Consider the following 24,423-nt stretch of genomic DNA (forward strand, 5'->3'; position numbering starts at 1 on the left):
GGGGTTGGCCAAAGGCCTGCGGTTTCACCGGCGCTGCGTAGCCCTGGCCTTACATGCCATGGCTCTGCACCTTGCGTCGCCGCCAGCCGCGCAGGCGCTGTTCCAGTTGCAGCGGGCTGTCCAGTTGTTGGCGCCGGGCCTGGCTGAACAGGATCAGCACAAGTTCTGCGGTGACCTGGGCATCAGCGCTGGCGTGGTGGCGTTCTTCCACCTGTAGCCCAAAGCGCGCCACCCAGTCATCCAGGCCCGCCTCGCGCAGAACCGTGTCGGGGTTGAGCATCGGCGCCAGCTCGGCCACATCCAGAAACGGCGACTGCAAGCGGTAACCCAGGCTTTCTTTCAATGCCCGCGCCAGCATGCGCTGGTCGAACGGAGCATGGAATGCCAGCACCGGGCTGTCGCCAATGAAGTCGAGCAGGTCCAGCAAGGCTTCGGCGGGCTCGCAACCGGCCGCCAGGGCGCTTGGCCCCAGCCCGTGAATCAGCACGCTGGCGTTGGTTTTCAACAGTGGCCGCTGCAGGGTGCGTTCGAATTGCTGGGCAAAGTCGATGGCCCCGTCCTCAATGGCCACTGCGCCGATCGACAGTACCTGGTCACGGTTGGGGTTGAGCCCGCTGGTTTCCAGGTCCAGCACCACCCAGCGCTGCTCACGCAACGTGCACACACCCAGGGGCGCGGGTTTAGGTTGCCGGGCCAGGCGCTGGCGCGTGGCAGGGTCCAGCTCGGGTGTGCCGGGGCGCAGCCAGGCGAACAGGCTCATAACTGGTACCGCAGGGCCAGGCTGCTTTGCAGGCGCTGGGCCTGGCGCAGGGACTCGCGCAGGATACGCCGGTCCAGGTGGTTGAGGCTGTCCGGGTCAAGCCGGTTGGAATACGGCAGGTTGGCGCGGGCCTGGCGTTGATGCTGTTGCATGCGGGTCTGCTGGATGAAGTGATACGCCTCTTCATAGGCCGCGCCGTCCAGTGCTTCGATTACCCCTTTGGCGACCAGCTGGCGCAAGCGCTCCAGGGTATTGCACGCGCCGATGCCATTGGCCAGCGCCAGCAGCCGGGCACCATCGACGAAGGGCGTCAGGCCCTGGACCTTCAGGTCGAGGGTAGCGGCCTTGTCATTGCCTTGGCGGGTCAGCACGAACTCGCGCAGGCGGCCCACTGGCGGGCGCTGGCGCAGGGCGTTTTCCGCCATCATGCGCTGGAATATACGGTTGTCGGCCACCTGCGCCAGCACGCCTTGGCGCAGTTGCTCGCAGCCCTGCTCGTCGCCCCACACCACCCGCAGGTCGAAGTAGATGCTTGAGCCCAGCAGGTTTTCCGGGCTGGCTTCGCGGACAAAACCGGCAAAGCGCCGCGCCCACTCGGCACGCGACAGGCACAGCGCAGGGTTGCCGGCCATGATGTTGCCCGTACACAAGGTGAAGCCACACTGGGCCAGGCATTGGTTGATGTACTGTGCCAGCGGCAGCAGGCGGGCACGGATGGCGTCGGCCTCGGCACTGTCCAGCGCCTCGAAGAGGATGCCGTTGTCCTGGTCGGTGTGCAGGGTCTGTTCGCGACGCCCTTCGCTGCCAAAGCACAGCCAGCTGAAAGGCACCCCAGGGTCGCCCCGTTCGGCCAGGGCCAGCTCGATGACCCGGCACACGGTATGGTCGTTGAGCAGGGTGATGATCTGGGTGATCTGCGTGGACGACGCGCCGTGGGCGAGCATCCGTTCGACCAGTTGGCTGATCTCGCCGCGCAGCGAGACCAGGCTGTCCAGCCGCGGTGCATGGCGAATGGTGCGCGCCAGGTGCACCAGGTCGACCCGTTGCAGCGAGAACAGGTCGCGCTCCGAAACCACGCCACACAGCCGGCCGTTTTCCACCAGGCACACGTGGGCAATGTGCCGCTCGGTCATTGCCATGGCTGCGTCGAAGGCACTGGCCTGTGGGCTGAGGTAGAACGGCTTGGCGGTCATGTGCCGGGCAATCGGCGCACCCAGCTCGGCGTCCGCCGCGGCCACCACCTGGCGCAGGTCGCGCAGGGTGAAGATGCCGGTGGGGTAGCGCTGCGCGTCAACCACGACGATACTGCCCACCTGCTGCTCGTGCATCAGCCGCACGGCTTCGCGCAGCGGCGTATCCGCGTTGCACACCACCGGGTGCCGCATGGCCAGTTCGCCCAGCGGCGTGTTCAGCGAGTACTGGGTACCCAGGGTTTCCACCGCACGCTGGCGAACCTGCTGGTTGACCTGGTCGAGCAGGCTACTGACCCCGCGCAGGGCAAAATCCCGAAACACTTCAGACATCGAGAACACGCGGATGAACGCTGCCTTGTTCAGTTGCAGGCAGAAGGTGTCTTCGCCGGCCAGGTGCTCGGTGCGGGTGGCCCGTTCGCCGAGCAGGGCGGCCAGCGGGAAGCACTCGCCGCTGGTGATTTCGAAGGTGGTTTCGACCCCCGGTTTCACCAGGTGCTGACGCTCGCCCACCACCCGGCCCTGCTTGACGATGTAGAAATGCTCGACCGGCCCGTCTGCCGGCTTGACGATGCTTTCGCCGCTGGCATAGAAGCGCAGCTGGCACTGCTCGACCAGGTAGGCCAGGTGGCTGTGTTCCATCTGGTTGAACGGCGGAAAGCGCTGCAGAAACTGCAGCGTGCCCTGAATGTTCTGCAGCACTGCGGTCCTGCCCGCCTGGCTGTAGGCGTCCTTTTTGCTCATGAAACCGACCGTATCGCTATGCCGAACTATATATATCTATATATAGGTGCCGGCCATGTTGTTCTCTGCCTCCATGGTCGGCTTGCGGCGGGGTGGTGCCCATTGGACGTAAGTCTATGAGCCCCCCTGTCAAAGACCCGACGAAAGGCGAACCGGGCGACGCAAGTTCTGCGGTCCTATGGGTGAAGCGGAATTTTTTTGACGAGATGGCCATGCCTGAGCAAATCGATATTTTAAGCGACGAAGAGCGCGAGGCATTGGGTATGGCCAGTGCGCCGGTAGTCGTAAAGCCGTTGGTGCTGGTGGTGGACGACAACGCGGTGAACCGTGAGGCTTTGATCCTGTACCTGAAAAGCCGGGGCATTGAGTGTGTGGGCGCGGACGGGGCCGAGGAGGCCAGGTTGTACCTGCATTTCCAGCAGCGCATCGGTTTGATGATTACCGATTTGCGCATGCAGCCAGAGGATGGGCTGGAGCTGATCCGCAAGATTCGCGGGTCGGAGCGGGCGGCGTTGTCGATCATCGTCGTGTCGGGCGACACCGATGTGGCAGAGGCGGTGGACGTGATGCACCTGGGGGTGGTGGACTTCCTGCTCAAGCCGGTGGACCTGGGCAAGTTGCTGGAGCTGGTGAAGAAAGAGCTGAAGCTCGATTGAAGAGTCGCCCGTCTCTCACAGAGGCCGCACAGATTCCGAAACCTGTGCAGCCCCTGTGGGAGATTCTATGGTTCCTGGCAAGGGTAGCCGGAGCACCTTCAGCGCCTGTGAGATCGAGCGCCGCCCGCGCGGCGCATCGCGAGCTGCGCTCGCTCCTACGTTTGTTTCGGGCCAGTAACGCCTGTGACAGGCGCGCGCGGCCGCCTTGTGTGTACGGCGCGATTTTGAGGCATGCGCCAAGGCGTTCGCGCGCAAATCCCACAGGAATAATTGGCCCGAAACAAACGTAGGAGCGAGCGCAGCTCGCGATGCGCCGCGCGGGCGGCGCTCGCTCTAACAGGCGCTGCATACCTTGTGGCAAACACCTGTCAGCCCTGATGCGATCCCTGTGGGAGCTGGCTTGCCGGCGATAGGGCCGCAAAGCGGCCCCCGTACGCAGGTGTAACTTACAACCCGTTACGCGCCTTGTACTCGCGGCGACGGCGGTGCAGCACTGGCTCGGTATAGCCATTGGGCTGCTTGCCACCTTCGACCACCAGCTCCACTGCCGCCTGGAACGCAATGTTGTCGTCGAAGTTCGGCGCCATCGGGCGGTACAGAGGGTCAGCGGCGTTCTGCTGGTCGACCACCACCGCCATACGCTTGAGGCTTTCCAGCACCTGCGCCTGGCTGACCACGCCGTGGCGCAGCCAGTTGGCCAGCAGTTGCGCGGAGATGCGCAGGGTGGCGCGGTCTTCCATCAGGCCGACGTTGTTGATGTCTGGCACCTTCGAGCAACCGACACCCTGGTCGATCCAGCGCACGACATAGCCGAGGATGCCCTGGGCATTGTTGTCCAGCTCGTTGCGGATCTCTTCGGCTGACCAGTTGGTGTCGGCGGCCAGCGGGATGGCCAGGATATCGTCCACCGACGCCGGGGTGCGTGAGGCCAGTTCACGCTGGCGTGCCTGTACGTCCACCTTGTGGTAGTGCAGGGCATGCAGGGTGGCGGCAGTGGGCGATGGCACCCAGGCGGTGTTGGCACCGGCCAGCGGGTGGGCGATCTTCTGCTCGAGCATGGCGGCCATCAGGTCGGGCATGGCCCACATGCCTTTGCCGATCTGCGCACGGCCTTGCAGGCCGGTCGCCAGGCCGACATCGACGTTGTTGTTTTCGTAGGCACCGATCCACTTCTCGTTCTTCATGGCACCTTTGCGCACCACGGCGCCGGCCTCCATCGAGGTGTGAATTTCATCGCCCGTGCGGTCGAGGAAGCCGGTGTTGATGAACGCGACGCGCTCGGCAGCGGCCTTGATGCAGGACTTGAGGTTGACCGTGGTCCGGCGCTCCTCGTCCATGATGCCGACCTTCACGGTGTTGCGCGGCATGCCCAGCAGGTCTTCGACCTGGCTGAAAATCTCGGCGGCAAACGCCACTTCCTCAGGGCCATGCATCTTCGGCTTGACGATGTACACGCTGCCACTGCGGGTATTCTTGCGGCTGGTGTTGCCATTGAGGTTGTGCAGGGCGATCAGGTTGGTGAACAGGCCATCCTGGATGCCTTCCGGAATTTCGTTGCCCTGGGCGTAGAGAATTGCCGGGTTGGTCATCAAGTGGCCAACGTTACGCACGAACAGCAGCGAACGGCCGTGCAGGGTCACGCTGCCACCGTTGGGCGCAGCGTACTCGCGGTCGGGGTTCATGGTGCGGGTGAAGGTCTTGCCACCTTTGCTCACGCTTTCGGCCAGGTCGCCCTTCATCAGGCCCAGCCAGTTGCGGTAGACGATGACCTTGTCGTCGGCATCGACGGCGGCGACCGAGTCTTCGCAGTCCATGATGGTGGTCAGTGCCGACTCCATCAGGATGTCTTTGACGCCAGCGGCGTCGGTGCTGCCGACCGGGGTGCTGGCATCGACCTGGATTTCGAAATGCAGGCCGTTGTGTTTCAGCAGCACGGCAGTCGGTGCCGCGGCATCACCCTGGAAGCCGATCAGTTGGGCGTCGTCACGCAGGCCGGTGTTGGTGCCGCCCTTCAGGGTGACCACCAGCTTGCCGGCTTCGATGCGGTAGGCGGTGGAGTCGACGTGCGACCCAGCCGCCAGCGGCGCGGCTTCGTCAAGGAAGGCGCGGGCGAAGGCAATCACCTTGTCGCCACGCACTTTGTTGTAACCCTGGCCTTTTTCGGCGCCGCCTTCATCGCTGATGGCATCGGTGCCATACAGCGCGTCGTACAGCGAACCCCAACGGGCGTTGGCGGCGTTGAGGGCAAAACGGGCGTTCATCACCGGCACGACCAGCTGCGGGCCGGCCATATGGGCGATTTCTTCGTCCACGTTCTGGGTGGTGGCCTGGAAATCGTCGGCTTGTGGCAGCAGGTAGCCGATTTCCTGAAGGAATGCTTTGTAGGCTGCGGCGTCATGGGCCTGGCCTTTGCGTGCCTGGTGGTAGGCGTCGATCTTGGCTTGCAGCTCGTCGCGCTTGGCGAGCAGGGCTTTGTTCTTTGGAGCGAGGTCATTGATGATCTTCTCTGCACCCGCCCAGAACTGCTCGGCGACGATGCCGGTCCCGGGGATGGCTTCGTTGTTCACGAAGTCGTACAGGACCTTGGCGACCTGAAGGCCACCGACTTGAACGTATCCAGTCATTGCTTGCCTCACTCTGCTCAGCTATTTCGCTCTTCTGTATTAAGCCTGTAGCGCTTCTCTAAACACGTACCAGTACTTGCCCCCGGGGAAGACCCCGAGCGCGGCTGGGTGCAGCCCGCCAGACTGGCTGGCAGACAGTGTGCGTATTTTCACAGGCGCCTTGGCAGACATCCAAACGACGTTTTGTAGTCCGCGCCACGGGATACTACATGATGCAGTAGACGGGGCAAAATCAGACTAAAAGCGCCGTTGTGCGACCCATTGGTCGCGTATGGTCACGCTGGGAGCAGGTATGTTCGCAAAAAAAGGGTGGATTGTTCCAGATAAATCTTGAAACAGTACACGATTGGCTGTGCGGATTGCCCTGCGGCAGGTTGCCGCGCCTTGCCTATACTGAGCCGACCCCCCGATTTTCTGCGCTTGGCGCGGTTCGACACGAGGAACGGCTTGTGGATCATCTTGTACTGACTGTTATCGCCCCTGACAAGGCCGGCCAGGTGGAACGTGTTGCGCAGTGCATCGCCGACCACAGCGGCAACTGGCTGGAAAGCCGCATGTCGCGCATGGCCGGGCAGTTTGCCGGGATCCTGCGGGTGGCGGTGCCGGCTGAACATCACGATGGGCTGGTGGCGGCGTTGCAGGGGCTGGCCCAGTACGACATTCGCGTGCTGGTTGCAGAAAGCGGGGTGGAACCCTCGTGTACCTGGAAGCCGATTGCCATGGAACTGGTCGGCAATGACCGGCCGGGGATCGTGCGGGACATCACTCGTTTGCTGGCGGAGTTGCAGGTGAACGTGGAACGGTTCACGACAGAAGTGCGGCCGGCACCGATGAGCAGCGAGTCGTTGTTCCATGCCGATGCCTTGTTGGCCTTGCCCCTGGCCTTGCCGCTGGACGAGTTGCAGCAGCGGCTGGAGAGTCTGGCGGATGACTTGATGGTGGAATTGCAGTTGCGGGCGGAGGATTGAGTGGATTGGCCGGGGGCCGCTTTGCGGCCCATCGCGACGCAAGGCCGCTCCCACAGGGGATTTGGTAAAGACATCCCTTGCGGTTATCCCAGTATCACGGGGAAGGCCCTGTGGATAACCTGGGGGTTCACCTCTCCAGCCCAGGCAATGCGCCCGCTGCAGAGGTTTGCTCAAAAAACACCCAAAATTCAGCAGCTTGTGCACAAAGCACGGGGACGAGGGTGTGGATAACCTTTGGAGATGTCTCTGCAGGCCAGGTACTCCATGGCCTGCAGAGTTTTGATCGTTTTTTGATCAGGCGCGCTTGCGCAAACTTAGCCAGGCATCCACGCTGTAAATGGCCAGGCCAGCCCAGATGAACATGAAGGCTACCAGGGTGCTGGAGGACAAATGCTCATCGAACAGCAGCACCGCCTGCAGCAGTACCAGGGTTGGCGCCAGGTATTGCAGGAAGCCGAGGGTGGTGTAGGGCAGGTGCCGTGCTGCGGCGTTGAAGCACACCAGCGGTACCAGGGTCACCGGCCCCGCCGCCATCAGCCAGAGTGCTTCGCTGCTGGTGTAGAATGCGCCTTGTGCACTCATGGCCGTTGGGTGCAGCAGCAACCAGCCCAGGGCCAGCGGTACCAGCATCCAGGTTTCCACGACCAACCCCGGCAGCGCTGCGACCGGGGCCTGTTTGCGGATCAGCCCGTAGAAGCCAAAGCTCAGCGCCAGCGCCAGCGACACCCAGGGCAGGCTGCCCACCTGCCACACCTGCTGGGCCACGCCAACTGCAGCCATGCCCACTGCCAGCCATTGCAGGCGGCGCAGCCGCTCGCCCAGCAGCAGCATGCCCAGCAGCACGTTGATCAGCGGGTTGATGTAGTAACCCAGGCTGGCCTCGAGCATGCGCCCGTTGTTGACCGACCACACATAGGTCAGCCAGTTGAAGGCGATCAGCGCCCCGCTCAGGGCCAGGACCCCCAGCCGGCGCGGGTTGTCGCGCAGCTCGCGCCACCAGCCGGGGTGTTTCCACAGCAGTAGCAGCAGCGAGCCGAACAGTGCCGACCAAAGCACCCGGTGGACGATGATCTCCACCGCCGGGACGCTCTGGATTGCCTTGAAGTAAATCGGGAACAGGCCCCAGATGATGTAGGCGCTCAGGCCCAGGAGATACCCGCGACGCGGGTTTGCGGCGTGCATGCAGAATCCTTGCTTAGGTAGCTAAATAAAGCGACCCCTATTGTAGACAGAGGCGTGCACCCTTTTAGAACAATTTCAGTGGCGCTTCATCCAGCGCCGCCATTTGTTCGCGCAGGGCGAGGATCTGATCGCCCCAATAGCGCGGCTGGCCGAACCAGGGGAAGCTGGGCGGGAATGCCGGGTCATCCCAGCGCCGCGCCAGCCACGCGCTGTAATGCAACTGGCGCAGCGCCCGCAGCGGTTCGATCAGGGCCAGCTCGCGCGGGTCGAAGTCGTGGAACTCGTTGTAGCCGTCGATCAGTTCGGCCAACTGCCCCAGGCGCTCCTGGCGGTCGCCGGCCAGCATCATCCACAGGTCTTGTACGGCGGGGCCCATGCGGCAGTCGTCGAGGTCGACCACGTGGTACACGTCTTCGCGGTGCATCAGGTTGCCGGGGTGCAGGTCGCCATGCAGGCGGATGAGCTGGTGCGGGGTGCGGGCGTAGATGTCTTCGACCCGCTTGAGCAGGTCGCGGGCCACTGACGCGTACGCCGGCAGCAGCTCGCGGGGTACAAAACCCCCATCGAGCACAGTGTTCAGCGAGGCATGGCCGAAACTGTCCACAGTCAGCGCTTCACGGTGAGCGAACGGTTTGCAGGCGCCGACGGCATGCAGGCGGCCAAGCAGTTGCCCCAGGCGGTAGAGCTGGTCGAGGTTGCCAGGCTCCGGGGCATGGCCGCCACGGCGCGGGAACAACGTGAAGCGAAAGCCCTGGTGCTCGAACAAGGTGCGGCCGGCGTGCTGCATGGGCGCTACGACCGGCACTTCGCAATCGGCCAGTTCAGCGGTAAAGCTGTGTTCTTCGAGGATGGCCGCATCGCTCCAGCGGCCAGGCCGGTAGAACTTGGCGATCAGCGGCTGCGCCCCCTCGATGCCCACCTGGTAGACGCGGTTCTCGTAGCTGTTCAGTGCCAGCACCCGGGCATCGCTGAGAAAGCCGAGGCTTTCCACGGCGTCCAGGACCAGGTCAGGGGTGAGGGTATCGAACGGATGGGACATGGGAGCTCCGGGGGTATACGGCATGGGCTCCATGGTACAGGGTTATCCCTGTAGCGTACCCGTAGGGTTTACCCGCGAACCGCCTGTGCCACGGCCGGCCTAGGCAGGCACCCCGAGCAACACATAGGCAGGATGGAACTGAACCCGTACCTGCTGGCCGGCCAACCAACCCGCCTCTGCCATGGCACACAGCGTTTGCCCGTTGCCCAGCGCCAACCGGACTTCATTGGGCCCGTCGGCCTCCACCAGCACGTCTTCGATCGTGGCCCGCAGGCAATTGCTCCCCGCTTCAGGCTTGTCCCCCTCGGCCAGCAACTGCACCCAGCCTGCCTTGAGCAGCGCCACCACCCTGCTGCCCAAGGTCAGCTCCAACCGCGCGGTGCTGTCGTGGGTGATCAGCGCGTCGATCTCCAGCCCGCCACCCAGCGCCAGGCTGACCCGGTCATAGCGGCCCTCATGGCGCAGGCCGCTGACCTGGCCCTGCAGCTGGTTGCGCGCGCTGGTGCGTAGCATCAGGCGCCCAAGCAAGTCGAGGTCGCTGGACTCTTCCGCGGCCTCGAGAATTTGCGCCTGCAGGGCCTGCAGCCTTTGGTACAGGCGCAATACGCGCTGACCCTCCACCGACAGCCGGGCGCCCCCACCCCCACGCCCGCCAGTGCTGCGCTCGACCAACGGCTGACTGGCCAGGTTGTTGAGCTCATCTATGGCGTCCCAGGCTGCCTTGTAGCTGATGCCCGCCGCCTTGGCCGCACGGGTGATCGAGCCTTGCTCGGCAATGTGCTGCAGCAGTGCGATGCGCTGCGGGCGCCGGGTTATGTGCTGGGTGAGTAGAGTGGGCAAGGGCATGGGCATCCGGTCGCTGTAGGGGCCTGGGGCGAATAGTGTGGCCTAGCGGCAGGGTTATACATACCCCGGCTTCGGCGTACGCGCCAGGCAATACACATCCACCCGCTGTGCCCCGGCTTTGCGCAACACCTGGGCAATGGACTGGGCGGTAGCGCCAGTGGTCAACACGTCATCGACGATGGCGACGTGCTTGCCAGGCAGGTCACCGGCGACCGCAAAGGCCTGGCGCAGATTGCGCCGCCTGCCTTTGGCACTCAACCGCTGCTGCGCGGGGGTTTCCCGAGTGCGCAGCAGTACCCGCTCATCGCACGGTATGCCCACGTGCGCCGCCAGCCAGCGGGCCAGCAGCCCGGCCTGGTTGAACCCACGCTCGCGCAGTCGACGCCTGGCCATGGGCACAGGCAACAGCAGTTCAGGGCGTGGCAACCCCTCGGCATAGCGGTAGCGTAGCCCTTGCCCAAGCAACTCGGCCATCAAACGCCCCAACGGCCACTGCCGGTTGTGCTTGAAGCGGCTGATCAACGTGTCGACCGGAAAGCCGAAATGCCACAGGGCAAAGACCTTTTCGAACACCGGCAAGCGGCGGCTGCACTGGGCGCAGGCGAGGCCGGCCATGGGCAGTGGCAGGGCGCAGTAGCGGCAATGGTCGCCCAGCCAGGGCAGCTCTTGCTCACAACCGACGCACAGCGGGTAGTGTTGCCCGGCAGGCGCGTCGCACAATAAACAAATCTGGTTAATAAGTGAGCACTTGTAAACCAGTCGTTTCCAGTTGAGTTGACAGTTCATAGGCCATCCGTGACTATGCGAGTTATCCGTGATGCGCTGGCGGGCTTTCCTGTCCCCGCGCCAGCTTAAGCCTAAACAAGGAAACGCCGATGAGCGCCAGCACAACTGCAACAACACGTCACGACTGGTCCCTGGCCGAGGTCAAGGCCCTGTTCCAGCAGCCTTTCAATGACTTGCTGTTCCAGGCGCAGACGGTGCACCGCGCGCATTTCGACCCCAACCGCGTGCAGGTTTCGACGTTGCTGTCGATCAAGACCGGAGCCTGCCCGGAAGATTGCAAATATTGTCCACAGTCCGGCCACTACAACACTGGGCTGGAAAAACAGAAGTTGATGGAAGTGCAGAAGGTGCTGGAAGAAGCAGCACGCGCCAAAGCCATTGGCTCGACCCGCTTCTGCATGGGCGCGGCGTGGAAGCACCCGTCGGCCAAAGACATGCCTTATGTACTGGAGATGGTCAAAGGGGTGAAGGCCTTGGGCCTGGAAACCTGCATGACCCTGGGCAAGCTCGACCAGGAGCAGACCCAGGCCCTGGCCCAAGCCGGCCTCGACTACTACAACCACAACCTCGACACCTCGCCGGAGTTCTACGGCAGCATCATCACTACGCGCACCTACAGCGAGCGCCTGCAGACCCTGGCCTACGTGCGCGATGCGGGCATGAAGATCTGCTCGGGCGGCATCCTGGGCATGGGCGAGTCGCTGGACGACCGCGCCGGGCTGCTGATCCAGCTGGCCAACCTGCCCGAACACCCCGAGTCGGTGCCGATCAACATGCTGGTCAAGGTGGCCGGTACGCCGCTGGCCGAGGAGGAAGATGTCGACCCGTTCGACTTCATTCGCATGCTGGCCGTAGCCCGCCTGTTGATGCCCAAGTCGCATGTGCGCCTGTCTGCCGGCCGTGAGCAGATGAACGAACAGATGCAGGCCCTGGCCTTCATGGCCGGTGCCAACTCGATTTTCTACGGTGAAAAACTGCTGACTACTGCCAACCCGCAGGCTGACAAGGACATGCAGCTGTTCGCGCGCCTGGGCATCAAGCCTGAAGCACGCGAGGAGCACGCCGACGAAGTGCACCAGGCCGCCATCGAGCAGGCGCTGGTCGAGCAGCGCAGCAGCGAGATGTTCTACAACGCCGCGACCGCCTGAGATGGCTTTCGACCTGGCGGCGCGCCTGGCCGAACGGCGCGCTGCGGACCTGTACCGGCAACGGCCACTGCTGGAAAGCCCGCAAGGCCCGGAGGTGGTGGTCGACGGCCAGCGCTTGCTGGCCTTCTGCAGCAACGATTACCTGGGCCTGGCCAACCACCCCGAGGTGGTTGGCGCCTGGCAGGCCGGTGCCGAGCGCTGGGGTGTCGGTGGCGGTGCGTCGCACCTGGTGATCGGCCATAGCACCCCACACCACCAGGTCGAAGAGGCGCTGGCCGAGCTGACGGGGCGGCCCCGTGCGCTGCTGTTTTCCACCGGCTACATGGCCAACCTGGGCGCCATCACCGCCCTGGTGGGGCAGGGCGACACGGTGCTGCAGGACCGCCTGAACCATGCCTCGCTGCTCGATGGCGGGCTGCTCAGCGGTGCGCGGTTCAACCGCTACCTGCACAACGACCCGGCCAGCCTGGCCAGCCGCCTGGACAAGGCCGTTGGCAATACCCTGGTGGTCACTGACGGTGTGTTCAGCATGGACGGCGACCTGGCCGACCTGCCGGCCCTGGCCGAGGTCGCCCGGGCCCGGGGTGCCTGGCTGATGGTGGACGATGCCCATGGCCTGGGCACCCTTGGCGCTCGGGGCGGTGGTATCGTCGAGCACTTCGGCCTGGGCGTGGACGATGTACCGGTGCTGATCGGTACGCTGGGCAAGGCCTGCGGTACTTCCGGTGCCTTTGTTGCCGGGAGCGAGGAACTGATCGAGGCGCTGGTGCAATTCGCCCGCCCCTACATCTACACCACCAGCCAGCCACCGGCACTGGCCTGCGCCACGCTGAAGAGCCTGGAGCTGCTACGCCGCGAGAGCTGGCGCCGCGAGCATCTGGCCGCGTTGATTCGCCAGTTCCGTGAAGGCGCGCAGCAGATCGGCCTGGAACTGATGGACAGCCCCACACCGATCCAGCCGATCGTGATTGGCGACAGCGCGCAGGCCTTGCGCCTGTCGCGCATGTTGCGCGAACGCGGCTTGCTGGTCACCGCCATCCGCCCACCGACCGTACCGGCGGGCAGTGCCCGTCTGCGCGTAACATTGAGCGCCGCCCACAGCCAGGCGCAGGTGCAGCTATTGTTGAATGCATTGGCCGAGTGTTATCCACAATTGGAGAACGCCGATGCGTAATCGTCTTGTACTGCTGCCCGGCTGGGGCCTGGGCACTGCCGCACTGGAACCGCTGGCCGCCAGCCTGCGCGCCCAGGACCCCCGTCTGCAGGTAGAGCTGATGCCCCTGCCGGAATTGCCCCACAGCGATGTTGAGGGCTGGCTTGAGCACCTCGACCGTAAATTGCCGGGCGATGTCTGGCTAGGTGGCTGGTCGTTGGGCGGCATGCTCGCCAGCGCCCTGGCACACAAGCGTGGCGACCACTGCTGCGGCTTGCTCACCTTGGCCAGCAACCCCAGTTTCGTTGCCCGTGGCGACTGGCCGCATGGCATGGCCGAAGACACCTTCGGCACCTTCCTCGACGGCTGCCGCAGCCATACCGGAGTCACCCTGAAGCGCTTTCGCAGCTTGTGCAGTGATGGCGCCCAGCAGCCGCGTACCCTGCTGCGCCAGCTGGGTGTCGGCGTACCAGACACCGACCCTCTGTACCTCGCCACCGGCCTTGAAGTGCTGGCCAAGCTGGATACCCGCGACGCCCTGCAGGCCTACGGCGGCCCGCAACTGCACCTGTTCGCCGGCAGCGATGCGCTGGTGCCTGGCGAGGCAGCCAAGGCCTTGAGCGAGCTGCTGCCCGATGTGGAGGTGGGCCTGGTAGAAGACAGTTCCCACGCCTTCTTGCTGGAGTACCCGCAAGAGCTGGCGGCGGGCATCAAGAGTTTCCTGCATGAGAGTGGCGATGACTGACCTTTCCTGTCCGACCCTGCCCGGCGCGCTGCCCGACAAGCGCCAGGTAGCGGCTTCGTTCTCCCGCGCTGCAGCCAGCTACGACAGCGTAGCCGCGTTGCAGCGCGCCGTGGGCTTGAGCCTGTTGGGGCAAGTGCCGGCAGGCTGGCAGCCATTGCGCTGGCTGGACCTGGGCAGCGGTACCGGCCATTTCAGCCGTATCCTGGCCGAGCGGTTCGCCCAGTCCAGCGGTGTGGCGGTGGATATCGCCGAAGGCATGCTGCGCCATGCCCGCAATGAACAACGCGGGGCGCACTACCACGTGGCCGGCGACGCCGAGCGTTTGCCATTGCGCGATGCCAGCGTCGACCTGGTGTTCACCAGCCTGGCCGTGCAATGGTGCGACCAGTTCGCCAGTGTGCTGGCCGAGGCGCTGCGGGTACTGCGCCCGGGCGGCGTGCTGGCCTTCAGCAGCTTGTGCGTAGGTACCCTCGACGAACTGCGTGCCAGCTGGCAGGCGGTGGACGGCCTGGTGCATGTAAACCGCTTCCGCCGTTTCGAGGACTACCAGCGCCTGTGTGCCGCCAGCGGTTTTGAGCAGCTTGAGCTGCATCGCTGTGCGCATGTGCTGCATTACCCGGACGTACGCAGCCTGACCCACGAACTGAAAGCGTTGGGGGCGCACAATCTCAATCCTGGGCGACCGTCCGGGTTGACTGGCCGGGCACGCATGCAGGGCCTGCTGCAGGCGTACGAGGCATTTCGCCAGCCTGCCGGGCTGCCAGCCACCTATCAGGTGGTCTATGGTGTGTTGCGCAAGCTACAGGCGTAAGGGGAGCGAGATGAGCAAGGCCTATTTCATCGCCGGTACCGATACCGATGTCGGCAAGACCACTGTCGCGGCCGGGTTGCTGCATGCGGTGCGGTTGCAAGGCTTGAGCACCCTGGGCGCCAAGCCGGTGGCCTCGGGGTGCACGATGACCCCCAAGGGTTTACGCAACAGCGACGCCCAGGCGCTGATTGATGAAAGCACCATCAAGTTGCCGTATGAGCAGGTCAACCCGTATGCGTTCGAGCCTGCGATCGCGCCGCATGTGGCAGCACGCGAGGCGGGGGTGACATTGGACGTGCCAGCGCTGCTGGCGGCTATGCGCAATGTGCTGCAACAAAATGCCGATTTCACCTTGGTCGAGGGGGCTGGGGGCTGGCGTGTGCCGCTGTCGGGGCTGGAGAACCTTTCAGATCTGGCGGTGGCCCTGCAGTTGCCGGTGATTCTGGTGGTGGGGGTGCGGCTGGGGTGTATCAGCCATGCCTTGCTCAGCGCCGAGGCGATCGAGCGCGACGGGCTGCAGTTGGCAGGCTGGGTGGCGAACATCATCGAGCCGCGCACTTCACGGCTGGAAGAGAACCTGGCCAGCCTGGCCGAGCGCTTGCCAGCGCCGTGCCTGGGGCGGGTGCCCAAGCTCAAGCAGGCCAGTGCAAACAAGGTGGCTGAGCATTTGCAGCTGGATTTGCTGGATTAGGTGCTGGAATACTCAGGGCCTATCAACTGGCACCGGGCCATTAGCGATTTAAACGGGCCTTTTTACCGACGGCCTGTTTTAATGAGCTGTGTACCTATCCAGCGTCAATGGAGTCCTGACATGGAAATCACCGGTAGCTCCGCCTATTACGCGGGCCTGAGCGCTATACAAGCCGGCCAGAACCGCGTCGATCAGGCCGCCAGCCAGATCGCCAACACCACCGCCGAACGTACTGCCACCAGCCAGTCCAGCGACTTCCAGGCCGAACGCCTGCGTGCGGTCGACCGCAGCCAGCAGATGGACCTGGCCACCAGCCTGGTGCAACAGGCGGTCGGCAAGACTGAAGTCGAGCTTGGCGCAAAGGTCGTCAAGGCATCCGACGAAATGCTCGGCCGGATCATCGATACCTACGCCTGACAGAGCGCCGATTTCGAATAACACATAGCCCCTGTGGGAGCGGGCGTGCCCGCGAAAGCGTCAGCTCAGGCAACCCCATTGTCTGGCCCAGCTCTTTCGCGGGCATGCCCGCTCCCACAGGGTATTGTTTTTATTGAGCTTGGCATAAACGCCATTTTTCGTGGCGTAAATGGCACTATCGTCCCTCCTTGACAGAAGCCGGAGCTAAACGTAAGTTTCAAACAACTGTTTGACAGACGCCGCGGCGCACGCGGGTCACCCCACAGAACTCACCTAGAGGTTCATCGCAATGCCTGACTACAAAGCCCCCTTGCGTGATATCCGCTTCGTTCGCGACGAGCTGCTCGGCTACGAGGCGCACTATCAGAGCCTGCCGGGTTGCCAGGACGCAACGCCCGACATGGTCGACGCGATTCTTGAAGAAGGTGCGAAGTTCTGTGAGCAGGTACTGGCGCCGCTGAACCGTGTGGGTGACCAGGAAGGCTGCACCTGGAGCGAGTCGGGCGTGAAAACCCCAACCGGCTTCAAGGCGGCTTACGAACAATTCGTCGAAGGCGGCTGGCCCAGCTTGGCACATGATGTGGAACACGGCGGCCAGGGCCTGCCAGAGTCGTTGGGCCTGGCCCTGAGCGAGATGGTCGGTGGTGCGAACTGGTCGTGGGGCATGTACCCGGGCTTGTCCCACGGCGCCATGAACACCATTTCTGCGCACGGCACCGCCGAGCAGCAGCACACCTACCTGACCAAGCTGGTGTCGGGCGAATGGACCGGCACCATGTGCCTGACCGAGCCACACTGCGGTACCGACCTGGGCATGCTGCGCACCAAGGCCGAACCGCAGGCTGACGGCAGCTACAAGGTGTCGGGCACCAAGATCTTCATTTCCGCGGGTGAGCACGACATGGCCGAGAACATCGTGCATATCGTTCTCGCGCGCCTGCCGGATGCACCGGCCGGTACCAAGGGCATTTCGCTGTTCATCGTGCCGAAGTTCCTGCCCAATGCCGAGGGCGGTGTGGGTGAGCGCAATGGCGTGAGCTGCGGCTCGATCGAACACAAGATGGGCATCCACGGCAACGCCACCTGCGTGATGAACTTCGATGGCGCCACCGGCTACCTGATCGGCCCGGCCAACAAAGGCCTGAACTGCATGTTCACCTTCATGAACACCGCGCGCCTGGGTACCGCGCTGCAGGGCCTGGCCCACGCCGAAGTCGCGTTCCAGGGTGGCCTGAAGTACGCCCGCGAGCGTTTGCAGATGCGCTCCCTGACCGGCCCCAAGGCACCGGACAAGGCCGCCGACCCGATCATCGTCCACCCGGACGTGCGCCGCATGCTGCTGACCATGAAAGCGTTCGCCGAGGGCAACCGCGCGATGGTCTACTTCACCGCCAAGCAGGTGGACATCGTCAAGTACAGCCAGGATGAAGAAGAGCGCAAGAAGGCCGATGCCCTGCTGGCCTTCCTCACCCCGATCGCCAAGGCGTTCATGACCGAAGTCGGTTTCGAAGCGGCCAACCACGGCGTGCAGATCTATGGCGGCCACGGCTTCATCGCCGAGTGGGGCATGGAGCAGAACGTGCGTGATAGCCGTATCTCGATGCTGTACGAGGGCACCACGGGCATCCAGGCCCTCGACCTGCTCGGCCGCAAAGTGCTGATGACCCAGGGCGAAGCGCTGAAGGGCTTCACCAAGATCGTGCACAAGTTCTGCCAGGCGCAGGAAGGTGTCGAGGCGGTCAAGGAGTTCGTCGAGCCGCTGGCAGCCATCAACAAGGAATGGGGCGAGCTGACCATGAAAGTGGGCATGGCTGCCATGAAAGACCGCGAAGAAGTGGGTGCGGCCTCGGTCGATTACGTGATGTATTCCGGCTACGCCTGCCTGGCCTACTTCTGGGCCGACATCGCCCGCCTGGCCGCTGAAAAGCTGGCCGCCGGCACTAGCGAAGCGGCGTTCTACACCGCCAAGCTGCAGACCGCGCGCTTCTACTTCCAGCGCATCCTGCCGCGTACCCGCACGCATGTAGCGGCCATGCTGTCGGGTGCCAACAACCTGATGGACATGGACGAAGAGAGCTTCGGCCTGGCGTACTGATTCAGCCGCTGTTGCCAGAACCCGCCTGCCCTCACCGGCAGGCGGTTTTTTTTTGTTCAGGCCCAGGCCACTCGACAACACCCTGGCCGATTTGAAATTCAACTGTTCGGGTACGCTGCCGATGAAATAAGGGCACAATGCCACTATTGATCTGCCGGGTCGGAGATTACCCTTGTTTCGTTTTAACGCTGTACGTGCCAGCCACTTCCTGCCCTCGCTGCTGCTGCTGTTGGCAGGGCTCGCCGCAGCTTATGTGAGAGACCTCAGTGTGTTTTTCACATCGCTGTTCAATGTTCTGCCGACCTTGGTGCTGCTGCTGGGTGGCGCTTACTGCGCGGTGTATCGTCGGCAACGTGAGCTGTTTCTGATGCTTACGGTATATATCGCCTACTTTCTGCTCGACACCCAGACCGACTTCTACCGCGACCACGGCCGTGTGCGCGAGGATGCAGCGGTGGTCTTCCACCTGGTATGCCTGCTGTTGCCGGCATTGTTCGGCCTGTATGGTGCCTGGCAGGAGCGCACCCACCTGCTGCAGGACCTGGTGGCCCGTGGCGCGGTGCTGTTTGCCGTGGGCAGTGTGGCAGTGGCCCTGGAGCAAAGCTACCCCGAGGCGCTGCTGACCTGGTTGGCGGAGATTCGCTGGCCGACCTTGCATGGCCAGTGGATGAGCCTGATCCAGTTGGCCTACCCGCTGTTCGCGGGGGTGTTCATCCTGCTGGTGGTGCAGTACCTGCGCGCGCCGAGGCCGTTGCACGCGGCCCAGATCATCGGCCTGCTGGGCATTTTCTGGATGCTGCCGCAAACGTTCATCCTGCCGTTCACGCTGAACATCATGTGCAGCCAGGTGATGTTGATGATCGCCGCAGCGGTTGCGCACGAGGCCTACCAGATGGCCTTCCGCGACGAGCTGACCGGTTTGCCCGGCCGGCGTGCGTTGAACGAGCGCATGCAGCGGCTGGGTCGCAACTATGTCATCGCCATGACCGACGTTGACCACTTCAAGAAATTCAACGACACCCACGGTCACGATGTCGGCGATCAGGTGCTGCGCCTGGTGGCCAGCCGTTTGGCCAAGGTCACCGGCGGTGGGCGTGCCTACCGCTATGGGGGGGAGGAGTTCGCCTTGGTGTTCGCCGGCAAGACCGCCGAGGAATGCGTGCCCCATGTGGAAGCGGTGCGCGAAGTGATCGCCAATTATGTGATGCACCTGCGCGACAAGCACAGCCGCCCGCAAGACGATAGCACCGGGCGCCAACGCCGCGCCGGCAGCAGCGGCGGCACGGTTTCGGTCACCATCAGCATTGGCGTTGCCGAGCGCCAGGCCGATCACCGCAACCCCGAAGCGGTGCTCAAGTCGGCCGACCAGGCGCTCTACAACGCCAAAGGCGCAGGGCGCAACTGTGTGGTGGTGCATGGCCAGCAATCGCGGCGTGGGGCTATACGTACTGCGTGACCAAAATAGACTATATGGTCGATTGATGACCCTATGTCTCGTAAATGTTGTTCGGTTACACTGGCATCAACCCCAGTGTCGCGGTACCCCGAGACCGCCCAGCCCCCACTTGCGAGAGGTTGTCATGGCTGACTATAAAGCGCCCGTGCGCGACATGCGCTTCGTACTGAATGAAGTGTTCAACGTGGCTGAGCAGTGGGCCCAGTTGCCCGGGCTGGCCGAACTCGTCGATGCCGATACGGCCATGGCCGTACTGGAGGAGGCTGGCAAGGTGACCGCCAAGAGCATCGCACCGCTCAGCCGCGCGGCCGATGAAGAGGGCTGCCACTGGGACAACGGCGCGGTGCGCACGCCGGCCGGTTTCATCGAGGCCTACAACACCTACGCCGAAGGTGGCTGGGTAGGCGTGGGTGGCGACCCGCTGTTTGGCGGCATGGGCATGCCCAAGGCCATTTCGGCGCAGGTCGAGGAAATGGTCAATGCCTCGAGCCTGGCCTTTGGCCTGTACCCGATGCTGACCGCCGGCGCCTGCCTGTCGATCAACGCCCACGCCAGCGAGGCGCTGAAGGAAAAGTACCTGCCCAACATGTACGCCGGTGTATGGGCTGGCTCCATGTGCCTGACCGAACCGCATGCGGGTACCGACCTCGGCATCATCCGCACCAAGGCCGAGCCACAGGCGGACGGCAGCTACAAGGTCAGCGGCACCAAGATCTTCATCACCGGCGGCGAGCACGACCTGACCGAGAACATCATCCACCTGGTGCTGGCCAAGTTGCCGGATGCGCCAGCGGGGCCGAAGGGCATCTCGCTGTTCCTGGTGCCCAAGTTCATGGTGAACGAGGATGGCAGCCTCGGCGCGCGCAACCCGGCCACCTGTGGCTCCATCGAGCACAAGATGGGCATTCAGGCGTCGGCTACCTGCGTCATGAACTTCGACGAGGCTGTGGGCTATATCGTCGGTGAGCCGAACAAAGGCCTGGCAGCCATGTTCACCATGATGAACTACGAGCGCCTGGGGGTGGGTATACAGGGGCTGGCGACGGCCGAGCGTTCCTACCAGAATGCCGTGGAGTACGCGCGCGACCGTTTGCAAAGCCGTGCCCCCACCGGCCCGCAAGCCAAGGACAAAGCCGCCGACCCGATCATCGTCCACCCGGATGTGCGGCGCATGCTGTTGACCATGAAGGCACTCATCGAGGGTGGCCGCGCGTTTTCCACCTATGTGGCCATGCAACTGGACAGTGCCAAGTACAGCGAAGACCCTGGCGTGCGCAAACGCAGCGAAGAACTGGTGGCATTGCTTACGCCGGTGGCCAAGGCCTTCCTGACCGACCTGGGCCTGGAGTGCGCGGTGCACGGCCAGCAAGTGTTCGGCGGGCATGGCTACATCCGTGAATGGGGCCAGGAGCAACTGGTGCGTGATGTGCGCATCACCCAGATCTACGAGGGCACCAACGGCATTCAGGCCCTCGACCTGATGGGCCGCAAGGTGGTGGCCAGCGGCGGCGCCTACTACACGCTGTTCTCCGACGAAATTCGCCAGTTCATGGCCAGTGCGGGTAGCGAGCTGGATGAGTTCACCCGCCCACTGGGTGCTGCGCTCGGCCAGCTGGATGGGCTGACTGAATGGGTACTGCAGCAGGCCAAGGGCAACCCGAATGAAATTGGCGCAGCATCGGTCGAGTACCTGCATGCCTTTGGTTATGTCGCCTATGGCTACATGTGGGCATTGATGGCGCGGGCGGCGAAGGCGGGTGAGGGCGACGAGGCGTTCTATTCGGGCAAGCTGGGCACGGCGCGGTTCTACTTCGCGCGCTTGCTGCCACGGGTGGATTCGCTGGTGGCCTCGGTGAAGGCGGGCAGTGAGTCGCTTTACCTGCTGGATGCCGAGCAGTTCTAGCTGATTCAGGGGCCGCCCAGCGGCCCCTGTGCTTCGCGTATCTGCGAATGCCTCACTTATGTAAGCCTTTTCCTACACAACGTGGTGACTTTTCACCACTGTTCTCAGATTGGATCCACGGCTAATCTTTACCACATGGACGTTGCGCAGGAAGCGCAAAGGACAGATCAAGGATGGCGACGAAGGACCACCTGCCAGGATGGCGGGGCGATACGGATGTCACAGGGAAACAGTCTGGAAAACCCCGCTTCGGCGGGGTTTTCTTTGCGCGCGTGTTTTATCAGGCCAGCACATCCAGCGGTGATGCGCCCAGCTGTCGCGCGTCCGTCTCTTCTTCCAGCAGCGTACGCAGCAGTTCGACCGATGCCTGCTGGCGCTGGGCATCGCGGAACACCAGCCCCACCTTCAACGGTACACGCGGCTCGCTCAGCGGCTTCCACAACAGCCCTGGGTCGTCCTCGGCGGCGTCTTTGGCCCGGCCTGGCAGAATGGTTGCCAGCGCGGTGTGCGCCAGGCTGTCGAGAATACCCGCCATGTTGTTCATCTCGGCCTGCACCTGCGGCCGCCGGCCCTGGCTGGCTAACTGGGCCTGCCAGATCTGGCGGATCTGAAACTCCTCGCCCAGCATCAGCATGGGCAACTCGGCCGCCTGGCGGAAGGACACCTTCTTGAAATCCTTCAGTGGGTGGGTGGCGGGTATCACCAATTGCAGCTCGTCCTCGTACAGCAACAGGCCATGCAGGCCGGGCTGGCGTGGCGGCAGGTAGCTGATGCCGATGTCCAGGTTACCGCTGAGCAGGCGCCGCTCTATCTCCAGCCCCGATAACTCGTAGATCTGCACCACCAGGTGGGGTTGGGCCTTGCGCAGCCGTTCGAGCAATTGCGGCACCAGGCTGGGGCGTACCGTTTGCAGCACACCGATGGCCAAGGTGCGCAAAGACTGGCCCTTGAAGTTGCGCATGGCCTCGTGGGCGCGCTGCAGGCCATCGAGCAGCGGCAGGGCATGGTTGTACAGGGTATGGGCCGCCAGGGTCGGCAGCAGGCGCTTGTTGCTGCGCTCGAACAGGCTCAGGTCCAGGCTGTGTTCCAGTTGGCGGATCTGTTGTGAAAGCGCTGGCTGTGACAGCGACAGGCGCTCGGCGGCGCGGCCGACGTGGCCCTCTTCGTACACCGCGACGAAATAACGCAGTTGGCGAAAATCCATAAGTGATGCTTATCAAAAATGCTGGAAAATCGAAATGGCCGTGACCCCTCGTGGCGCCTAGTCTATCGCCGTATTCCAAAGGGTTACAGCGCTGAATAAGTCGATTGTTACCGTGGATGAGAAACACTTTTGATAGGCAAGACAAAATAATGAGCGGCGGCGCCAAGACCGCCCTGTGCTCGCCCCTTACCGTGCATTGGCTGGAGCCCCGATGAACCTGTTCAACCTGCGCCGCTCGGCCCCGACCGCCGCGGCCGAGCCCAAGCCTGTGCCGGTGCGTGTGCCACCTGCTGCCGAGTTGTCGCGTGACTGCCTGATGCCCGGGACCGAACGGCCTGCGCAGGTGTTCGTGCGCGGGCAGGGCTCCTGGTTGTGGGACGATGCCGGGCATGCCTACCTGGACTTCACCCAGGGCGGCGCAGTGAACAGCCTGGGCCATAGCCCCAGCGTGCTGGTCAAGGCGTTGGGCAGCCAGGCCCAGGCGCTGATCAACCCAGGCGCGGGGTTTCATAGCCGTGGCCTGCTGGCGCTGGCCAACCGCCTGTGCCAGAGCACCGGCAGCGACCAGGCCTACCTGCTCAACAGCGGTGCCGAAGCCTGTGAAGGGGCGATCAAGCTGGCGCGCAAGTGGGGCCAACTGCACCGCAATGGCGCCTATCACATCATCACCGCCAGCCAGGCCTGCCATGGCCGCAGCCTGGGCGCGCTGTCGGCGTCCGACCCATTGCCCTGCAACCGCTGTGAACCGGGCCTGCCCGGGTTCAGCAAGGTGCCGTTCAATGACCTAGCGGCACTGCACGCCGAAGTGGATTCGCGCACTGTGGCCATCATGCTGGAGCCGGTGCAGGGCGAGGCCGGGGTAATTCCGGCGAGCCGCGAGTACCTCAAGGGCGTGGAAACCCTCTGTCGTGAGCTGGGCATCCTGCTGATCCTCGATGAGGTACAGACCGGCATCGGGCGCTGTGGCGCATTGTTGGCCGAGGAGACCTATGGCGTGCGTGCCGACATCATCACCCTGGGTAAAGGCCTGGGCGGTGGTGTGCCACTGGCCGCGTTGCTGGCCCGCGGTACGGCGTGCTGCGCCGAACCGGGCGAGCTGGAGGGCAGCCACCATGGCAATGTGCTGATGTGCGCTGCGGGCCTGGCTGTGCTGGATACCGTACTGGAGCCCGGCTTCTTCGGCCAGGTGCAGGACCACGGCCGCCACCTGCGCGACGGCCTGAGCCGCCTGGCGGGGCGTTATGGCCAGGGCGAAGTACGCGGGCAAGGGCTGCTGTGGGCGCTGCAGCTGAAGGAAAACCAGGCGCGCGAACTGGTGGCTGCCGCCCTGCACGAAGGCTTGCTGCTCAACGCCCCACAAGCGGATGTGGTGCGTTTCTCTCCGGCGCTGACCGTGAGCAAGGGCAATATCGACGAAATGCTGCTGCGCCTGGCCCGCGCCTTTGCCCGCCTGCATGCGCAGCAGCATGCGCGCCGCGAAGTGTCGGCCTAAGTGTCGGGGTAAGTGGCACGTTAATCAATTCTACGAACCGTCTGGCGTTCCTGCGCATCGCCCCTGGCCTGTTCCATTCGGCCCGGGGCGTTTTTTTTGCCTGTGGAACCTCCAGGACCAGCGGCTAGTCTGTGTTGTAACCCCTTCAGGAGAGACTCGCATGGACTTTATCCGCATTATCATCGCCATTATCTTGCCGCCGCTCGGGGTGTTTCTGCAGGTTGGGTTTGGCGGGGCGTTCTGGCTGAACATTCTGCTGACCCTGCTGGGGTACATTCCAGGGATCGTGCATGCGGTGTACATCATCGCCAAGCGTTAGCCTGCCCAGGCTTCATCGCCGGTAAGCCGGGTTCCCACAGGTTGGTGCAGCATTCAACGCCTTCGCTGTACCTGTGGGAGATTCTATGGTTCCTGGCAAGGGTAGCCGGAGCATCTTCAGCGCCTGTGAGATCGAGCGCCGCCCGCGCGGCGCAATCGCGAGCTGCGCTCGCTCCTACGTTTGTTTCGGGCCAG

The 24,423-nt window shown here is 63.7% G+C and carries 21 protein-coding genes; 13 read left to right on the forward strand and 8 right to left on the reverse strand.

Annotated elements, in window-relative coordinates; all coding sequences use genetic code 11:
* Nucleotides 1-49: 49 nt before the first annotated feature.
* Nucleotides 50-760, reverse strand: coding sequence for a PolC-type DNA polymerase III (locus tag DMX12_RS21030; protein WP_009681519.1), 711 nt, complete (start codon nucleotides 758-760; stop codon nucleotides 50-52).
* Nucleotides 757-2,694, reverse strand: coding sequence for a DUF294 nucleotidyltransferase-like domain-containing protein (locus DMX12_RS21035; protein WP_110679365.1), 1,938 nt, complete (start codon nucleotides 2,692-2,694; stop codon nucleotides 757-759). Before DMX12_RS21035 ends, DMX12_RS21030 begins: the two co-directional genes overlap by 4 nt.
* A 116-nt stretch (nucleotides 2,695-2,810) precedes the next feature.
* Here DMX12_RS21035 and DMX12_RS21040 point away from each other — a divergent pair, with 116 nt between their 5' ends.
* Nucleotides 2,811-3,350: a response regulator gene (locus DMX12_RS21040; RefSeq protein ID WP_110679366.1), complete on the forward strand. Its 540-nt coding sequence runs from the start codon at nucleotides 2,811-2,813 to the stop codon at nucleotides 3,348-3,350.
* A gap of 446 nt (nucleotides 3,351-3,796) precedes the next feature.
* Here the strand turns inward: DMX12_RS21040 and DMX12_RS21045 are convergent, their stop codons facing one another.
* Complete coding sequence (locus DMX12_RS21045; RefSeq protein ID WP_110679367.1) at nucleotides 3,797-5,974, reverse strand: malate synthase G; 2,178 nt, start codon at nucleotides 5,972-5,974, stop codon at nucleotides 3,797-3,799.
* A 449-nt stretch (nucleotides 5,975-6,423) separates the two neighbouring features.
* Between DMX12_RS21045 and DMX12_RS21050 the strand changes: the two genes are divergently transcribed.
* Nucleotides 6,424-6,942, forward strand: coding sequence for a glycine cleavage system protein R (locus DMX12_RS21050; protein WP_110679368.1), 519 nt, complete (start codon nucleotides 6,424-6,426; stop codon nucleotides 6,940-6,942).
* A 294-nt stretch (nucleotides 6,943-7,236) separates the two neighbouring features.
* Here the strand turns inward: DMX12_RS21050 and rarD are convergent, their stop codons facing one another.
* The 4 genes from rarD to DMX12_RS21070 form a co-directional block, all read right to left on the reverse strand.
* Nucleotides 7,237-8,124: an EamA family transporter RarD gene (gene rarD, locus DMX12_RS21055; protein ID WP_029886359.1), complete on the reverse strand. Its 888-nt coding sequence runs from the start codon at nucleotides 8,122-8,124 to the stop codon at nucleotides 7,237-7,239.
* Between the two features lie 64 nt (nucleotides 8,125-8,188).
* A complete protein-coding gene (locus tag DMX12_RS21060; protein WP_009681525.1) occupies nucleotides 8,189-9,163 on the reverse strand; it encodes a serine/threonine protein kinase in 975 nt (324 codons plus the stop codon).
* A 99-nt stretch (nucleotides 9,164-9,262) separates the two neighbouring features.
* The gene (locus tag DMX12_RS21065) at nucleotides 9,263-10,009 is read right to left on the reverse strand and encodes a TOBE domain-containing protein (protein ID WP_110679369.1); all 747 of its coding nucleotides are present in this window, start codon (nucleotides 10,007-10,009) and stop codon (nucleotides 9,263-9,265) included.
* A gap of 54 nt (nucleotides 10,010-10,063) precedes the next feature.
* Nucleotides 10,064-10,795: a ComF family protein gene (locus DMX12_RS21070; RefSeq protein ID WP_110679370.1), complete on the reverse strand. Its 732-nt coding sequence runs from the start codon at nucleotides 10,793-10,795 to the stop codon at nucleotides 10,064-10,066.
* Nucleotides 10,796-10,884: 89 nt separating this feature from the next.
* On the opposite strand from DMX12_RS21070, the gene bioB reads away from it, so the two are divergent.
* The 9 genes from bioB to DMX12_RS21115 all read left to right on the forward strand — a co-directional run bounded on the left by bioB (nucleotide 10,885) and on the right by DMX12_RS21115 (nucleotide 21,214).
* Nucleotides 10,885-11,943 (forward strand): biotin synthase BioB, encoded by a 1,059-nt coding sequence (gene bioB / locus DMX12_RS21075; RefSeq protein WP_009681528.1) that lies wholly within the window; start codon nucleotides 10,885-10,887, stop codon nucleotides 11,941-11,943.
* Between the two features lies 1 nt (nucleotide 11,944).
* The gene (gene bioF, locus DMX12_RS21080; RefSeq protein ID WP_110679371.1) at nucleotides 11,945-13,117 is read left to right on the forward strand and encodes an 8-amino-7-oxononanoate synthase; all 1,173 of its coding nucleotides are present in this window, start codon (nucleotides 11,945-11,947) and stop codon (nucleotides 13,115-13,117) included.
* Entirely contained in the window at nucleotides 13,110-13,841 is a 732-nt protein-coding gene (locus DMX12_RS21085) for an alpha/beta fold hydrolase (RefSeq protein ID WP_110679372.1), read from the forward strand. Before bioF ends, DMX12_RS21085 begins: the two co-directional genes overlap by 8 nt.
* Nucleotides 13,834-14,652, forward strand: coding sequence for a malonyl-ACP O-methyltransferase BioC (gene bioC / locus DMX12_RS21090; RefSeq protein WP_110679373.1), 819 nt, complete (start codon nucleotides 13,834-13,836; stop codon nucleotides 14,650-14,652). Before DMX12_RS21085 ends, bioC begins: the two co-directional genes overlap by 8 nt.
* A gap of 10 nt (nucleotides 14,653-14,662) precedes the next feature.
* A complete protein-coding gene (gene bioD / locus DMX12_RS21095) occupies nucleotides 14,663-15,343 on the forward strand; it encodes a dethiobiotin synthase (RefSeq protein WP_110679374.1) in 681 nt (226 codons plus the stop codon).
* Between the two features lie 120 nt (nucleotides 15,344-15,463).
* Nucleotides 15,464-15,760, forward strand: coding sequence for a hypothetical protein (locus DMX12_RS21100; RefSeq protein WP_009681533.1), 297 nt, complete (start codon nucleotides 15,464-15,466; stop codon nucleotides 15,758-15,760).
* A gap of 289 nt (nucleotides 15,761-16,049) precedes the next feature.
* On the forward strand, nucleotides 16,050-17,855 hold the full coding sequence (locus tag DMX12_RS21105) for a phenylacyl-CoA dehydrogenase (RefSeq protein WP_029886352.1): 1,806 nt from the start codon (nucleotides 16,050-16,052) through the stop codon (nucleotides 17,853-17,855).
* A gap of 172 nt (nucleotides 17,856-18,027) precedes the next feature.
* Nucleotides 18,028-19,311 carry a diguanylate cyclase gene (locus DMX12_RS21110; protein WP_110679375.1) on the forward strand — a complete coding sequence of 428 codons (1,284 nt, stop codon included), beginning with the start codon at nucleotides 18,028-18,030 and terminating at the stop codon, nucleotides 19,309-19,311.
* A gap of 124 nt (nucleotides 19,312-19,435) precedes the next feature.
* Entirely contained in the window at nucleotides 19,436-21,214 is a 1,779-nt protein-coding gene (locus tag DMX12_RS21115; RefSeq protein ID WP_110679376.1) for an acyl-CoA dehydrogenase C-terminal domain-containing protein, read from the forward strand.
* A 280-nt stretch (nucleotides 21,215-21,494) separates the two neighbouring features.
* Here DMX12_RS21115 and DMX12_RS21120 read toward each other — a convergent pair whose 3' ends face one another.
* A complete protein-coding gene (locus tag DMX12_RS21120; RefSeq protein ID WP_110679377.1) occupies nucleotides 21,495-22,418 on the reverse strand; it encodes a LysR family transcriptional regulator in 924 nt (307 codons plus the stop codon).
* Between the two features lie 211 nt (nucleotides 22,419-22,629).
* Between DMX12_RS21120 and DMX12_RS21125 the strand changes: the two genes are divergently transcribed.
* Nucleotides 22,630-23,910 (forward strand): aspartate aminotransferase family protein, encoded by a 1,281-nt coding sequence (locus DMX12_RS21125; protein WP_110679378.1) that lies wholly within the window; start codon nucleotides 22,630-22,632, stop codon nucleotides 23,908-23,910.
* 160 nt (nucleotides 23,911-24,070) lie between these two features.
* A complete protein-coding gene (locus DMX12_RS21130) occupies nucleotides 24,071-24,229 on the forward strand; it encodes a YqaE/Pmp3 family membrane protein (RefSeq protein WP_009681539.1) in 159 nt (52 codons plus the stop codon).
* Nucleotides 24,230-24,423 lie beyond the last annotated feature (194 nt).

This window comes from Pseudomonas sp. MB-090624 (assembly GCF_003205245.1).
Taxonomy (GTDB): Bacteria; Pseudomonadota; Gammaproteobacteria; order Pseudomonadales; family Pseudomonadaceae; genus Aquipseudomonas; species Aquipseudomonas juntendi.